This is a genomic window from Nocardiopsis suaedae (assembly GCF_027706745.1).
GTDB lineage: Bacteria > Actinomycetota > Actinomycetes > Streptosporangiales > Streptosporangiaceae > Nocardiopsis_A > Nocardiopsis_A suaedae.
Genome location: NZ_JAQFWP010000052.1, coordinates 35,969 through 50,954 on the forward strand (window position 1 = coordinate 35,969; position 14,986 = coordinate 50,954).

At 73.3% G+C, this 14,986-nt stretch carries 13 protein-coding genes; 6 read left to right on the top strand and 7 right to left on the bottom strand.

The window, feature by feature from the left end; translation table 11 throughout:
- Nucleotides 1–174 precede the first annotated feature (174 nt).
- Nucleotides 175–885, bottom strand: coding sequence for an alpha/beta hydrolase (locus tag O4U47_RS22770; protein ID WP_270679978.1), 711 nt, complete (start codon nt 883–885; stop codon nt 175–177).
- Between the two features lie 350 nt (nt 886–1,235).
- Here O4U47_RS22770 and O4U47_RS22775 point away from each other — a divergent pair, with 350 nt between their 5' ends.
- The 3 genes from O4U47_RS22775 to O4U47_RS22785 all read left to right on the top strand — a co-directional run bounded on the left by O4U47_RS22775 (nt 1,236) and on the right by O4U47_RS22785 (nt 4,896).
- Complete coding sequence (locus O4U47_RS22775) at nt 1,236–2,693, top strand: alanine/glycine:cation symporter family protein (RefSeq protein ID WP_270679979.1); 1,458 nt, start codon at nt 1,236–1,238, stop codon at nt 2,691–2,693.
- A 386-nt stretch (nt 2,694–3,079) separates the two neighbouring features.
- Entirely contained in the window at nt 3,080–4,153 is a 1,074-nt protein-coding gene (locus O4U47_RS22780; RefSeq protein ID WP_270679980.1) for a permease, read from the top strand.
- On the top strand, nt 4,150–4,896 hold the full coding sequence (locus O4U47_RS22785) for a TIGR03943 family putative permease subunit (RefSeq protein ID WP_270679981.1): 747 nt from the start codon (nt 4,150–4,152) through the stop codon (nt 4,894–4,896). The genes O4U47_RS22780 and O4U47_RS22785 overlap by 4 nt, the downstream gene beginning before the upstream one ends.
- Before the next feature lie 12 nt (nt 4,897–4,908).
- Here O4U47_RS22785 and O4U47_RS22790 read toward each other — a convergent pair whose 3' ends face one another.
- Genes O4U47_RS22790 through O4U47_RS22805 form a run of 4 tightly spaced genes read right to left on the bottom strand, consistent with a single transcriptional unit; the run spans nt 4,909 to nt 8,841 of the window.
- On the bottom strand, nt 4,909–5,739 hold the full coding sequence (locus O4U47_RS22790) for an IclR family transcriptional regulator (protein WP_270679982.1): 831 nt from the start codon (nt 5,737–5,739) through the stop codon (nt 4,909–4,911).
- Nucleotides 5,736–6,587 (bottom strand): carbohydrate ABC transporter permease, encoded by an 852-nt coding sequence (locus tag O4U47_RS22795; RefSeq protein ID WP_270679983.1) that lies wholly within the window; start codon nt 6,585–6,587, stop codon nt 5,736–5,738. Before O4U47_RS22795 ends, O4U47_RS22790 begins: the two co-directional genes overlap by 4 nt.
- Nucleotides 6,587–7,534 (bottom strand): carbohydrate ABC transporter permease, encoded by a 948-nt coding sequence (locus O4U47_RS22800; protein WP_270679984.1) that lies wholly within the window; start codon nt 7,532–7,534, stop codon nt 6,587–6,589. The genes O4U47_RS22795 and O4U47_RS22800 overlap by 1 nt, the downstream gene beginning before the upstream one ends.
- 8 nt (nt 7,535–7,542) lie before the next feature.
- The gene (locus O4U47_RS22805; RefSeq protein WP_270679985.1) at nt 7,543–8,841 is read right to left on the bottom strand and encodes an extracellular solute-binding protein; all 1,299 of its coding nucleotides are present in this window, start codon (nt 8,839–8,841) and stop codon (nt 7,543–7,545) included.
- A gap of 587 nt (nt 8,842–9,428) precedes the next feature.
- Between O4U47_RS22805 and O4U47_RS22810 the strand changes: the two genes are divergently transcribed.
- Nucleotides 9,429–10,733, top strand: a complete 1,305-nt coding sequence (locus O4U47_RS22810; protein WP_270679986.1) for a ricin-type beta-trefoil lectin domain protein — start codon at nt 9,429–9,431, stop codon at nt 10,731–10,733.
- A 94-nt stretch (nt 10,734–10,827) separates the two neighbouring features.
- Here the strand turns inward: O4U47_RS22810 and O4U47_RS22815 are convergent, their stop codons facing one another.
- Entirely contained in the window at nt 10,828–11,289 is a 462-nt protein-coding gene (locus O4U47_RS22815; RefSeq protein WP_270679987.1) for an SSI family serine proteinase inhibitor, read from the bottom strand.
- Between the two features lie 277 nt (nt 11,290–11,566).
- Between O4U47_RS22815 and O4U47_RS22820 the strand changes: the two genes are divergently transcribed.
- Both O4U47_RS22820 and O4U47_RS22825 read left to right on the top strand, forming a co-directional pair.
- Nucleotides 11,567–13,006, top strand: coding sequence for a sensor histidine kinase (locus O4U47_RS22820; protein WP_270679988.1), 1,440 nt, complete (start codon nt 11,567–11,569; stop codon nt 13,004–13,006).
- Nucleotides 13,003–13,344, top strand: coding sequence for a hypothetical protein (locus O4U47_RS22825; protein ID WP_270679989.1), 342 nt, complete (start codon nt 13,003–13,005; stop codon nt 13,342–13,344). Before O4U47_RS22820 ends, O4U47_RS22825 begins: the two co-directional genes overlap by 4 nt.
- A 69-nt stretch (nt 13,345–13,413) precedes the next feature.
- Here O4U47_RS22825 and O4U47_RS22830 read toward each other — a convergent pair whose 3' ends face one another.
- A complete protein-coding gene (locus O4U47_RS22830) occupies nt 13,414–14,895 on the bottom strand; it encodes a S28 family serine protease (RefSeq protein WP_270679990.1) in 1,482 nt (493 codons plus the stop codon).
- Between the last annotated feature and the right edge of the window lie 91 nt (nt 14,896–14,986).

Here is a 14,986-nt window from a genome sequence, read left to right on the forward strand (position 1 = left end):
GGCCCTCGCGGAGCTATTGGCGGTCCGCCCTGTCCTCAGGCCGTGTCGACCGTGTCGGCCTGGCTGGATGGGAGTGGCGTCCCTCCAATGGACGCGCCCCGCCCGGACCGGGGGAGGCTGTGGCGCTCCGACGGTGTGGCCGGTGCCTCTCGCCTGGAGATGCCGGGTGCGCGCTCAGCGACCGGTGCCGAACTCCACGCACCGCTGATGCACCTCCGCCAGGGACCTGCGGGCATCCTCGTGCTCGCCCTCCTCAGGAGGCAGGTCCCTCAGGCGCCAGACCGCGTCCTGCACCCTCCACCTCATGTGGTCGCCTTCGGGGGACCGTCCCGGCGGGCCGAATTCCCGCCGGATGGCCGCGAGGCAGAACCGTCCCAGCTCTTCCGGCGTCGCCTCCTCGCGCGGGGGCGGCGGCGCCGCGTCGGCCTGGGGTGCGGACGCGTCATCGGGCGCCTCACCGGACACGTCGCCGGGTTCCCCGCCTGGGGCCGCGGGGTCTGGGCCCCCGGCCTCGGGGGATGCGTCCACCGCGGGCGTACCGGCGGCGCCTGAACCGTCTGTGCCGTCCGTGACGTAAGAGCCGCCGGCGGCCTCCGCGGCGTACGAGGCCGTCGGCTCCTCCGGGTCGGTGCCGGAGTCCGCCGCCCGCGCCCCCTCCCCGCCGGCGTCGTGGACGAGCTGCTCCTCGGTCACCGTGTCGTCCATGATCCCCAGCGCCAGCGCCAGGCACCCCCCGAGCACGAACACAGCGGCGCCCACCGCCACCCACGGCCACGCCGGGCCGAACGCCAGCGCGACCCCGCCGCCCGTGAACCCGGCGACCATCAGCCCGACGCAGGCCCAGCTCCGCCCGTGTCCGAGATGGGAGGCGCCGTCGCCGTCCATAGCCGCTCCTCACCCTCGCCGTCCTGTGCTGGGAGCGGTTCCCGCGCGCCGTGCCCCGGTAACCCGCCACCAGGGGAATCCCGAGGTATATGCCCTTGTGAGTGAAAAGTCTGATTCGGGTGTACAGTCTCCTGTGTGCGGGGTCACCCCGTATCGCTCAGCGTGTCGGTGATCAGGTCGAACGCCCTGCGCACCCATGATGGAAGCGGTGGACGCCCACGGGGATCCGGGGGCCGCCGCTCGCGCCGGCCTCCCCATCGGGCGGCCGCACCGTCGCTGCCGGCCGCACAGCCTCCACCCGGGAACCCCGGGCGGTGCGCCGTGCCCGCCTCGAAGGAGAACTCCACCGCGTGGACGCACTGAACGACGCCATCGTCTCCGTGAACGATGTGTTCTGGGGCTACCTGCTCATCCCCTTCCTGCTCCTCCTCGCCGTCTACTTCACGGTGCGCTCGGGGGTCGTGCAGATCCGCCTGTTCCCCGAGATGTTCCGCGTGCTGCGCGGGCAGCCGCCCACGGCGGCCGACGGCAAGAAGGCGATCTCCTCCTTCCAGGCCTTCGCCATCTCCGCGGCCTCGCGCGTGGGCACCGGCAACATCGTCGGCGTCGCCACCGCCATCGCCCTCGGCGGCCCCGGCGCCGTGTTCTGGATGTGGCTGATGGCGCTCCTGGTCGGCTCGGCCGCCTTCGTCGAGTCCACCCTGGCCCAGCTGTTCAAGGTGCGCGACCGCACCGGCTTCCGCGGCGGCCCCGCCTACTACATGCAGTACGGCCTGGGCGCCCGCTGGATGGGCCTGGTGTTCGCCGTCGTCATCACCGTGACCTTCGGCTTCATCTTCAACTCGGTGCAGTCCAACAGCATCGCCGACTCCATCTCCAGCTCCGTGGCCGCTTTCGGCGTCGAGGCCGGTCCGGGGCTGCTGTGGGGCGTGGGCGTCGTGCTGGCGATCCTGGTCGCCGCGGTCATCTTCGGCGGCGTGCGCCGCATCGCCCACGTCGCCCAGCTGCTGGTGCCCGTCATGGCCCTGGCCTACCTGGTCATCGGCCTGGTCGTGGTCGCCATGAACCTGGACCAGATCCCGCGGGTGCTCGGCGACATCGTCTCCGGCGCGTTCGGCGCCCGCGAGTTCGTCTCGGGCGGCATCGGCGCCGCCATCGTGCAGGGCATGCGCCGCGGCATGTTCTCCAACGAGGCCGGCCTGGGGTCGGCCCCGAACGCCGGCGCCACCGCCGCCGTCAGCCACCCGGTCAAGCAGGGCCTGGTGCAGACCTTGGGCGTCTACTTCGACACCCTGCTGATCTGCTCCATCACCGCCTTCATCGTGCTGGTCGCCGACCCCTCCTACGGCGAGCGCGAGGGCGCCTCGCTCACCCAGGCTTCCCTGGAGGCCAACCTGGGCGTGTGGGCGGTGCACGCGCTCACCGTCATCCTGTTCCTGCTGGCCTTCACCTCGGTGCTGGGCAACTACTACTACGGCGAGTCCAACCTGCGCTTCATGTCCGCCTCCAACGGGGTCATGGTCGGCTACCGGGTGCTGGTGCTGGCCATGGTGTTCGCGGGCGCGGTCGCCCCGCTGGACCTGGTGTGGACCATGGCCGACGTGTTCCAGGGCGTCATGGCCACGGTCAACCTGATCGCGATCGCTCCGCTGGCGGGCATCGCCTTCCTGCTGCTGCGCGACTACACCGCCCAGCGCAAGGAGGGGCGCGACCCGGTGTTCACCCGCGACCGCCTGCCCGGCGTCGCTGGCGTGCAGTGCTGGGAGAGCGAGACCGACCTGGCCAGCGAGCCCGGCGACCGCCTTTAGGCACCGCCCCGCCGAACCCGGCACGGCCCCGGCCTCGGTACGGCCCCGGTCCCGACGCGGACCGGGGCCGTTCGCGTGCAGGGACGCCGGGGACACCGGGGACGCCGACGACGGGCCGCTGATTCCGGGGAAGGCCCACATTCCGGGCCGCGGACCCGGTACCCTCGTGCCCACCCCCACCGCGCCCCGGCGGAGTGCGGGCCGCGCGGGTCGACGATGACCGGCCGCGGCGACCGCCCCCGGCCCAGCGGGCGCGCACACACGACCGACGGGCGCCGCGGGAACGCGCCGCCTCCCTGAGCGCGGACGATAACCGTTTTCGGTAGCATGCGCCGGGTACCGCGCGCCGCACCGCGGCACCAGCCCACCCGATACGGAGTGCACACGTGTCCGACAGCCCACCGGGCCCGTCCCGGCCGCCGGCCTCCTCACTCGGCGACTCCATCGTCGCGGACTGGGACGGCTCCGGGGACGAGCTCCCGCCGCCGGAATGGGGGCGCCCCCGGGGCCCACGGCGCGCCGCGACCGTCTGGCTCTTCGCGGTCCTCATCTCCGCCATGGCCGCGGCCAACGCCTGGCTCGCCGGAGGCATGGAGCACGAGGCCTTCCTCGCCTGGGCCACCGTCTTCACCGCCATCTCCTTCCAGGCGCTGCCCTTCCTGGTGTTCGGCGTCGCCCTGTCGGCGGCCCTGACCGCGTTCGTCCCCGCCTCCTTCTACCGCCGGTTCATCCCGCGCAACCCGATGGCCGCAGTCCCCGTGGCCGGGCTGTCCGGCGCCGTGCTGCCCGGCTGCGAATGCGCCTCCGTGCCCATCGCCGGAGGCCTCATCAAGCGCGGCATCGCCCCCGCCGCCGCGCTCACCTTCCTGCTGGCCGCCCCCGCCATCAACCCGGTGGTGCTCGTGGCCACCGCCGTCGCCTTCCCCGGCCGCCCCGAGGTGTGGGTGGCGCGGCTGCTCGCCTCGCTCGGCGCCGCCGTGGTCGTCGGCTGGATCTGGGCGCGCCTGGGCAAGACCGACTGGCTGCGCCCGCCGCGCAACTCCCACGCCCCCGACGCCACCAAGGCCGAGGTCTTCCGCGACTCGATGGTGCACGACCTCATCCACGCCGGGGGCTTCCTCGTCGTCGGCGCCATCGCCGCCGCGACGCTCAACGTCGCCGTCCCGCGCGAATGGGTCAACGGTGTCGGCGACCTGCCCGTCGTCGGCGTGCTGGTGCTGGCGGTGCTGGCGATCCTGCTGTCGATCTGCTCCGAGGCCGACGCCTTCGTCGCCGCCAGCCTCAACGCGTTCTCACCGACCGCCCAGCTCGCCTTCATGGTGGTGGGCCCCATGGTGGACTTGAAGCTCATCGCCCTGCAGGCGGGCACGTTCGGCTGGGGCTTCGTGCGCCGGTTCGTCCCCCTCACCCTCGCCGCCGCACTGGTGTTCACGTTCCTGATCGGAGGGCTGCTCCTGTGAACCGGATCGCGCAAGGCCTGGTCCTGGTGCTGCTGGGCGCCGCGGCGCTGGGCACCACGCTCGCCTCCGACCTGTACCTGAACTACGTGCAGGGCTATTTCCGCCCCTTCCTCATCGCGGCGGGGGCCGTGCTGGTGGTCCTCGGCGTCCTGGTGATCGCCGCCGACCTCCGGGCGGCCGCCCGGGGCGCCGACGCGGACGACGCCGCCGCCTGCGGGCACGGCCACGGCGCCGAGGGCGGGCCCCGGGTGGCCTGGCTCCTGCTGCTGCCCGTGGTGTCGGTGTTCGTGGTGGCCCCGCCCGCCCTGGGCGCCTACACCGCAAGCGCCCAGGGCGCCTCGTCGGCGCCGGACCGGGTCGACCTCAGCGAGTACCGCGACGACCCCTTCGCCGAGGCGGGGGACGGCCCGGTGGAGCTGGAGATGCGCGAGTTCGTCTCGCGGGCCTGGACCGACGAGGAGCGCACCATGTCCGGGAAGACCATCGAGCTGACCGGGTTCACCGTGCCCAATCCGGAGGGCGAGGGGTGGTACCTGGCCCGGCTGGAAATGGCGTGCTGCGCCGCCGACGCGGTGGTCAACCGGGTGCTCATCACCGACGAGCCCGCCCCCGAGAAGGACAGCTGGTGGCGGGTGCGCGGCACGTGGGACGAGCCCGAGGGCGACCTGCAGGAGGTGCGCGACCACCGGTTCACCGTCGAGGAGATGGAAGAGGTGGAGAACCCGCCCGACCCCTACGAGTAGGGCGGGTCCCCGTCACTCCCGCCCGGGTGCGGCGCCCGGCCCACGCGGGAGCGGCGCCGCGGGGGCGCCCAGGTCGGCGGAGATGCGCGCGGCCACCGCCGCCACCTGGGGGCCCAGATGCCGCACCCGCGCCGCCGGAAGGCGGCTCACCAGCGACGACACGCTGATCGCGGCGATCGGGTCGCGGTTGTGGTCGAACACCGGGGCGGCCACGCACCGCACCTCCGGCTCGTTCTCCCGGTCGTCGATGGCGTAGCCGCGCTCGCGCACCCGCCGCAGCTCCTCCACGAACACCTCCGGGTCGGTGACGGTGCGCGCCGTCGCCGCGGCCAGCCCCTCGTCCAGCACGTCCCGCACCAGGTCGGGCGGGGCGAAGGCGAGGATCGCCTTGCCGACCGCGGTGCGGTGGGCGGGCATCCGCGCGCCGATCCGGGAGGCCATCCGCACGGTCGTGGTGTTCTCCACCTTGTCGGCGTACACCACGTCGTGCCCGTCGAGCAGCACCAGGTGGCAGGTGTGCCCGGTGCGCCGCATCAGGTGCCGCAGGTGGTCCGAGGCGACCGAGCGCAGGTCCAGCTGGTCCAGGTAGGCCTGCCACAGCGACAGCGCCGCCGGGCCCAGCCGGAACCGGCCGCTGTCCCGGTCGCGCGCCAGCAGGCCCGCCTCCAGCAGCGGCGCCGACAGCCGCAGCACCGAGCTCTTGTTCACCCCGACCCCCTCGGCGAGCTGGGTCAGCGTCGCCCCGCCGCTGGCCGCGGGGGTGGACCGGACGAACTCCAGAATGGCCAGGGCGCGGCGCAGCGACACCGACGCGTTGCGGCGGGGGGCGGCTTCGGCGGTCATCCCTTGACGGCTCCTCCCAGGCCCGAGGCCAGTCGGCGCTGCACGAACAGGAAGAACACCAGCACCGGCAGCGTCATCAGCACCGACCCGGCCATGATCCCTCCCCAGTCGTTCTCGTCGGGCTTGAAGAACGACAGCAGCGCGATCGGCAGTGTCTGGTTCTCCTGCGCCGAGATGATGAAGGTGCGGGCGAACAGGAAGTCGTTCCAGGTCATGATGAAGGAGAAGATGCTGGTGGCCACCACCCCGGGGGCGGTCAGCGGGAACAGCACCCGGGTGACGAAGGTCAGGCTGCCCGCGCCGTCCAGCCACGAGGCCTCCTCCAGCTCGCGGGGGACCGCGGCGACGAACCCGCGCAGCATCCAGATCGCCAGCGGAACCGCGAACGCGGTGTGCACCAGCATCAGCGACCCCAGGTGGTTCAGGCCCAGGCCGGGCACCGCGCCGCCGATGGTGCGCATCAGGAAGAACAGCGGGATGGTCAGCGCCTCCACCGGCACCATCTGCGCGGTGATCACCATGATCAGCAGGGTGGTGCGCATGCGGAACCGGTACCGGGTCAGCGCCACCGCCGCCAGGAAGGCGCACAGCGTGGAGAAGACCACCACCACGGCCGCCACCAGCAGGCTGTTCAGCAGGTACTGGCCGAACCCGTCCACCAGCAGCACGCGGCGGAAGGAGTCCAGTGTCGGCTCCAGGGTGTAGGGCTTCGGGTCGCCCGCCTCCAGGTCGGTGCGGGGCTTGAGGGCCGACAGCACCATCCAGTAGAGCGGGAACGCCACCGCACCGGCGATGAGCAGCCCGGCGCCGTCCGTGCGGATCCGGCGCAGCGTCGCGACGCCTCGCATCAGAGCACCTCCCCTTGGCGGCGCAGGGTCCGCAGGTACAGCAGGGTGATCAACAGCAGCAGCACGGTGGTGACCACGCCGATGGCCGACCCCAGCCCGTACTGGCTGGAGGCGAACGCCTGCTGGTAGGCGTAGACGTTGAGCACCAGGTTCTGCCCGGCGATCCCGCCGCCGCCCGTCATGATGTAGATCTGCGTGAAGATCTTGAAGTCCCAGATGATCGACTGGATGGTCACGATCGTCATGGCCGGGCGCAGCATCGGCAGCATCACCGACAGGGCGATCCTGCCGGTCGAGGCGCCGTCCAGCCGCGCCGCCTCGATCACCTCCTCGGGGATCGCGCGGATGCCCGCGTAGAGGGTGACCATGACGAACGGGAACGAGCACCACACCACCTGGGACCACACCAGGCCGAACGCGGACCACTTGCCGTAGGTCCACGAGTGCCCGGTGAAGCCCTCCAGGCCCAGCCCGGCCAGGGCCTGGTTCACCGGCCCCAGCAGCGGGTCGAACAGGAAGAGCCACACGGCGCTGCCGGTGACCGCCGGGGTGGCCCAGGCGCCCAGCGCCGCCAGGAACAGCAGCGTGCGCACCCACGGCGACAGGCGGGTGGCCAGGACCGCCAGGCCCCCGCCGACGGCGAGCGTGCCCACCACGCAGGCGGCCGCGAAGACGACGGTGTTGCCCAGCACCTCCCAGAACCGCGCATCGGAGAACAGGTCGGCGTAGTTCTCCAGGCCGATGAAGCGCAGCGGCTCGGCGCCGGTGACCTGCGGCTGGCGGTAGTCGTAAAAGGAGACCAGGACGAGCTGGTACAGCGGGTAGACGAGCAGCGTGCCCAGGACCGCCAGGGCGGGCACGAGGTACATCCACGGTTCGAGGGAGCGGCGCCGGGGCCCGGGGGAGGCGGCCCCCGGGCCCCGGCGTGCGGGTGCGAGCAGGCCCATGCGTCGGGTCACTCCCCGGCGAAGGCCTCGTCGAGGGAGGCGGAGGCCTCCTCGGCGGCCTCGTCCACGTCCGCGTCGCCGGAGGCCACCCGCTGCACCATGGTGGGCAGCACGCCTTCGGCGTCGATGGCGGCCCAGGCGCCCGTGGCGGGCACGAACCGGGTCCCGGCGTCGATCGTCTCGATGAACGGGGCGATCTCCTCGTCCTCGGCGGCGATCTCCTCGCGCACGTCGGTGAAGGTGGGCAGGTTGCCCATCGCGTCGTACATCCGGCGCTGGTACTCCTTGCCGGCCAGGAGCCTCATGAACGCGACCGACAGGGTGCGCTTGTCGGTCCCGGCGAGGACGCCCAGGTTGTTCCCGCCGGCGAAGGCCGGGGCGATGCTGCCCGGCTCGGTGCCCGGCAGCGGGACGACGGCGGCGTCGTCGGCGATGTCGCTCTCCTGGACCGCCTTGAGGTTGAAGTTGCCGCCGATGGTCATGGCGGCGTTCCCGGCGACGAAGTTCTGCACGCTGTCGTTGCCGCCCATCTCGGCGCAGGTCTGCGGCGGGCACACCTCGTCGGAGAGGATCCGGGAGTAGAGCTCCAGGCCCTCCTTGGCCTCGTCGGAGGCGATGGCGGAGGTGTAGGTGCCGCCGTCCTCCTCGGCGATCTCGCCGCCGTGGGCCCACACGAAGGGCAGGAAGCCGTAGGTGTAGGCGCCCCCGGTGGACACGCCGAGCATGTCGGGGTCCTCCTCCCGGACGGTGCGCCCGGCCTCCACGACCTCCTCCAGGGTCTCGGGCGGCTCCAGGCCGAGGTCGTCGAAGACGTCGGTGCGGTAGTAGAGGGCGCGGGCGCCGAGGAACCACGGCACGCCGTAGGTGCCGTCGCCGACCCGGGCGGTGGCGGCGACGTCCTCGGCGATGTCGGCGTGCCCCTCCCAGTCCGCCAGGTCCTCGGTGACGTCGAGGAAGCCGCCGGCCTCGACGTACCCGGCCAGGTCGGTGTTGCCGTACTCGGCGACGTCGGGGGCGGAGGAGGGGTCGTTGAACGCGGCGCGGAAGCGCTCGGCGCGGGTGTCGACCGGGATGTACTGCACGTCCACGGTGACGCCGTCGTGGGCGTCCTCGAACTCGGCGACGGCCTCGTCGACGACCGCCTCCTTGGGCTCCTGGTCGACCTCGGAGAACAGCCAGACGCGGAGGGTGCCCTCCATCTCATCGGCGCCGGAGGAGGCGCCGTCGGTCTGGGCCGGGGCGCAGGCGGCCAGTACCGCGGCGAGCCCGACGAGGGCGGCCGCGCGGACCGGGCGGGTTGGTCGCATCGGGTTCTCCTTCGGGGGAAAAGGGTGAGACCGGACGGAACAGGCCGGTGGCCCATGAATGTAAGGAAGGTGTACAGATCCCCAGAAGAGGGTGGGCTCAATGTTGTGCAGTGCACAAGTGGGGGGCGACTATGCACGACGACGCAGGTCACGGCGGTGCTGTCTGGGCTCCCCGGGGGTGGGGCGGGAAGGCGGGGGTGCGCGGGCTCCCAAGCCGTGACCGGCGCTGGTGGGCTCGGCAGGGCGGATGGTGCCCTGGTCGCGGTCCGCGGAGGGGGCGGTGGCGGCGGGGCCGGTGCCCCGCTCGCGCCCGTCGGCCGGGCGGCGGGTCCTGGGAACCTCGCACGTGTCCCGAGGGCCCTGTGGGAGCGTTTCCATACGTTCTTCGAACCCCCTTGTCGCGATCTGGGGGAGTCTGTATGGTTTGCCATCCATTCATTCCGTGATGTCCCGGTGGCACGCGGTCACCTGAATGGGTCCCGCGATGTTTCCCCCCTCCCCCCCCAGCCGAGCCGGGCCGACCCGCGCACGGCCCCACGCAGTGGAGGCCGAACACGAGGCCCGGGTACGCAGTTTGGAGCCGTCGGATGGACCCGACCATCGCCCCCCGAAGTCCCCGAACCCTCCGGTCCCGTCGGCCCCGCGCGCGGCGCCGCCCGGGCGCGGTCGTCCTCTCGGCGGCCGCCGTCGCCGTCCTGGCGCTCGTCGGGCCGGCCGCGCAGCCGGGCACGGCCCACGCGTCCCCGTCCGCACCGGAACCGCAGGCCGCACCCGGCGACCTGGTCTGGTCCGACGAGTTCGAGGGGCCCGCCGGGAGCGCTCCCGACCCCGCCAAGTGGCGCCACGAGACCGGCGACCACGGATGGGGCAACGCCGAACTCCAGAACTACACCACCAGCCGGGCCAACTCCGCGCTCGACGGGAACGGCCACCTCGCCATCACCGCGCGCAGGGAGAGCGACGGCTCCTACACCTCCGCCCGGATGACCACTCAGGACCGGTTCGAGCGCGCCTACGGACGTTTCGAGGCGCGCATCCGCATCCCCGAGGGCCAGGGCATCTGGCCCGCGTTCTGGATGCTCGGGGACGACTTCCCCGACACCCCCTGGCCCGATTCCGGTGAGATCGACATCATGGAGAACATCGGCCGCGAACCCCGCCTCGTCCACGGCACGGTGCACGGACCGGGCTACTCGGGCGGGGAGGGCATCGGCGCCTCCTACGCCCACCCCCAGGGGCGGGCGTTCGCCGACGACTTCCACGTCTTCGCGGTCGACTGGACCCCGGACGCCATCACCTGGTCGGTGGACGGCGTCGCCTTCCAGACCCTCACCCCCGCCGACCTGGGCGGCGACCGCTGGGTCTTCGACCATCCGTTCTTCATGATCCTCAACGTCGCGGTCGGCGGCACCTGGCCCGGCTACCCCGACGAGACCACCCGGTTCCCCCAGCGGATGCTCGTGGACTACGTCCGCGTCTACGACAACGGCGCCGGATCCGGGGAACCGACCGGCACCATCACCGCACCCACCGGCATCTGCGTGGACGTGGCGGGGGCCGACACCGCCAACGGGACGCCGATCCAGGTCGCGCACTGCAACGGCAACCAGGCCCAGCAGTGGACCATGGCGGCCGACGGGACGGTCCGCGCCTTCGGCAAGTGCATGGACGTCGCGGGCGGCGGCACCACCGCAGGGACGGACGTGCAGTTGTGGGACTGCAACGGAACGGGCGCCCAGACATGGACGTACTCCCCGGCCACGCGGGAACTGCGCAACCCGCGGTCCGGGATGTGCCTGGACGGGCGCGGCGGGAGCCTCGCCGACGGCACGCGGTTGCAGATCTGGACCTGCAACGGGGCCCAGAACCAGCAGTGGACGGTGCCCGCCTGACCGTTCGCGGCGCCTCCCAGGCGTTGATCTCGACGAAAGGGTTGCCAAATCCGCCGGAACGACAGCACTTTCGTCGAGATCATCGACACAGGACCTAGAAGTCGAAGACCCGGTCGGTGCCGACCTTGGCCCTGCACAGGTTGCCGAAGGTCTCGGTGTAGTCGACCGGGCGCTTGAACCAGGTCCCCTCGGCCGAGACCACGACCGGCCGGTACTCCATCGTGCACGGCTCGCCCGTGTCGGGCAGCCGCTCGAAGCGGCCGCCCGCCTCGGTCAGGGATTCGCACGCCTCGGCGCGGTCGGGGTGCGAGCCGCCCGAGGGGTGGCAGCGAAGGGTCACCCTCCCGCCGCCCGAACCGTCCCCGTACTCCCATTCCAGGACCATGCGCGCGGCCGGGCCGCCGCCCTCCTGCGCTTCGAGGATCCCCTGCGCCTCGTGGATCTTCTGCGTCTCCCCGTCCGGCCCGGCGGCCTGCACCGGGGATGCGGCGGCCAGGGCGGCGGTCCCCGCGGCGGCCAGTCCCACCAGGGCCGTTCTCGTCCTCAGGTTCGGCATCGCTGTCCTCTTCCTCGTCTGATGAGTGGTCTGCGTCCGGCCCGGCGCGACGCCCGGGCCGCGGTGGCCGCGCGCCCTCCGTCCACGGCGCGCGACCACTACCGCCCGTCATTGAACCGTGACTATGTGCTGTGCGCCGGTGATTCGGAGAAATCACCGCGTGTCCGTCGGCGGTAAAAGCTCGACAAAACCCCCATTCCGTCACCCGTGTCCTGTGCGGGGCCGCGAACCCCTCCTGCGACGATCGGTGGGCCGGTCGGTCGAGGGGCGGGTTCCCATGGGCATGTGGCGGCGGCTGCGGCCGCGCTCGATCCGGGGGCGGGCGACCGCCGGATCGCTGCTCATCGTGACCCCGCCGCTGGCGCTGGCCCTGGCCCTGGTCGGGGTCGGGGTGGAGCACGAGAGCGAGCGGGCGCGCTTCGACCGGGCCGGCGCCGCGGCGCGCCAGGTCGCGACCCGCATCGAGAGCCAGGGGTACGAGGGCGCCGTCCCGCCCACCGCCGGAGTGCTCCGCATCCAGGTGGTGGACTCCGCGGGCGAGGTGGTCGCGGCGAGCGCGGCCGTGCAGGGCGACCCCCCGCTGATCTCCGCGCGGCCCGACGACGGCGACTTCCTCGTGGAGGAGAGCGTGTGCCCCGACGGCAGGGACCAGGAGTGCCTGAGCACCGTCGGCATCGAGACCGATTCGGAGCCCTACGGCCCGGTCATCGTCTACACCGCGGTGGCCTACTCCCGCGGCTCCGCCGGGCCGCTCCTCCAGTTCGGCCTGGCGGGGGTGGGCGTGCTGGTGCTGGCCGCCACCGGATGGATGGCGTGGCGCGGCGCCGGGCGGGCGCTGCGGCCGGTGGAGAGCATCCGCCGCGACCTGGAGCGGCTGTCCGCGGGCGACCTCGGGCGCAGGCTGCGCATCCCCACCACGGGGGACGAGCTCGTCCGGCTGGCCCGGACCGGGAACGCCACCCTCGACCGGCTGGAGCGGGCGATGAACCGCCAGCGCAGCTTCGTCTCCGACGCCTCGCACGAGCTGCGCAACCCGATCGCGGGGATGCGCACCCGGCTGGAGGTGGAGCTGGCCGACCCGGACCCCGAGCCCGGGGCGGCGCGGCGCTCGCTCGAGGGGCTGCTGCAGGACGTGGAGCGGCTCCAGCGCATCGTCGGCGACCTGCTGGAACTGGCCCGGCTCGACGCCGACGTGGCGGCCGGGGCCACCGAGGTCGACCTGGCGGAGCTGGTGCTGGCGGAGGCGGAGCGCCGGGTGTCGGCGGTGGAGGTGGGCACCGACCTGTCGCCCGGGGCGCGGGTGCGCGGCGACCGGGTGCGGCTGGGGCGGGTGCTGACCAACCTGCTGGCCAACGCCGAGCGGCACGCCCGCGCGCACGTCCTCGTGGTGGTGCGCCCCGAGGGGGACACGGCCGTCATGGAGGTGCACGACGACGGGGCGGGCATCCCCGAGGCCGACCGGGAGCGCGTCTTCGAGCGGTTCGCCCGGCTGGCCGAGTCGCGGCGCAGGGACCCGGGCGGGTCGGGGCTGGGCCTGGCGATCTCCCGGGAGGTCGCCGAGTCGGGCGGGGGGACGCTGACCGCGGGCGCGAGTCCGGTGCTGGGCGGGGCGGTGCTGGTGATGCGGCTGCCGCTGGCCGGGGACGCGTCGGCCGGGGCCGCGGCGGATAGAGGCGGTACGGGAAGCACGGAAGCCGATGGGGAGGACGGGCGATGACCGAGCGAGGCCCGGAGTGGGAGTCCGAGCGGTTCGGCGGGGACGACGAGCGGCTCCGTCGGGAGAGGCGCGAGGAGGACCGGCGCGAGGCGGAGATGGGCGACGACGAGCAGGAGGTCGACGTCGGCCTGTGGGAGCGCTACATCGAGGACCCGCCCGAGGGCGAGCTGGAGGTGTCGGGCGAGGACGATGAGGACCCCGGAGAGCTCGGCATCTCCGAGGAGGTGGCCGAGGAGAGGCGCAGGGGCGAGCGGGACGCGCCGCTCAACGACTACGAGGACGGCGAACCGGACGGCCCGGAGGGGGAGGCGGTCCGGATCCGCCGCGAGGAGGAGTAAGGGGAGGGCGGCGGAGTCCGCTCTGCGCGGACCCCGCCGCCACCGGGCGCGGCCGTGGCGGGCACGGCCTCACATGCGCGGCAGCGGGGTCGGCACGGCCTCCTCTTCGCCGCGCCCGCGTTCGCCCCGGCCGTCGAGCTCGGCGTCATAGGGCGCGATCGCCTCGCCGTCCGCCTCCTCGCCGACGCCGGTGTACCGCAGCACGGCCGCCGTCGCCGCCGCCTCGTCCCGGGGCGCCAGCGACGAGATGGACGCGTAGTGGTTCGCCCCCGGCGCCTCGAACAGGTGGCTGTCCTCGGTCCTCCGGCCGGGGCGGAACCGCTCCGCGCTCCACGGGTCGTTCTCCCCGTACACGAACAGCATGTTCTCCGCCCGCTTGCGCACCCACCGGTCCGTCCCCCGCGTCAGGGCGGGGTCGAAGGGGCCCATCTCCACCTCGGCGGGCACGTGGTCGCGCGCGTCCAGGCCGGGGTAGCGGAGCAGGCGGTCCAGGTGCGGCGCGCGGGGGCGCGGGTCCCCCAGCTCGGTCCCGGCCTGGTAGTAGTACGGCGCGTACCGCTCCACCACCTGGTCGGTGAAGAACGCGAACCCGTACACCTCGTCCAGCCAGGTCCACAGCTCCTCGTCCGACGCGTCGGGCGAGGGCACGGACGCGCAGTCCGCCGTGTCGCCGTACTGCCAGAAGCCCCACGGCAGGTCGAGGACGACCGCCTCCAGCGCCTTGTCGGCCGACCCCATGATCCGGTCGAAGGTGGCGCCGCGGCGCTCGGCGTACTCCTCGTAGCGCCCGGCCATCTCCTCGCGCCGCTCCAGGGTCTCCACCTGGACCGCCTTCAGCGCCTCCCGGCACTCCCGCGGGCCCACCCGCTCCAGCATGCGCTCGTAGGCGGTGTCGCCGGGCCGGTCGGCGTCGTTGGGGGCGACGTAGGCGACGACCCCGTCCATGTCGCCGGGGTAGAGGCGTTCGTAGAACACGGCCGTCATGCCGCCCTTGCTGCCGCCGGTGGAGATCCACTCCTCCGGGTAGAGGGGTTCGAGCGCGGTGAACAGGCGGTGCTGGTCGGCGGCGGCCTGTCCGGTCGTCAGGGCCGACCAGTCGTTCCCGGTGTCCGGGACCGATTCGCCGAAGTAGCGGTACTCCAGCGACACCTGGTTGGCGTCGGCGATGCGGGTCGGCTCCGAGCGCGACGGCTCGGGGTCCGCGGGCAGGTCGTACCCGGAGGTGGAGTAGACGGTGGGCCGGTCGGCGCCCCGGTGCAGCACGGTCAGGCGCTGCTCGAACGTGCCGGAGCCGGGGTCGCCGTGGTCGGTCGGCTGGGTGTAGGCGAGAACGAAGAAGCGGTGGTCCTCGGCGGGCTTCTCCTCGATGAGCCGCATCCCGGGGATGGCGAGCAGTCGGTCCAGGACGTCTCCGGAGGAGGGGGCGGGCCGCTCGGCGGCGGGGCCGGAGGCCGGGGAGGCCGCCGCGGGGGCGGGGGCGAGGAGGGAACCGGCGAGCAGGGCCGCTGTGGCGGCCGCGGCGGCACCGAGGCGGGGGGATGGTCTGCGCAAGGGGCACCTCATGGTCCGGGTGGCGGTCCGGCCGGTGCGCGGTCGGCGCCCGACCGCAAGCCAACCTAGACAGGCGCGGTGGGGGGGGGCA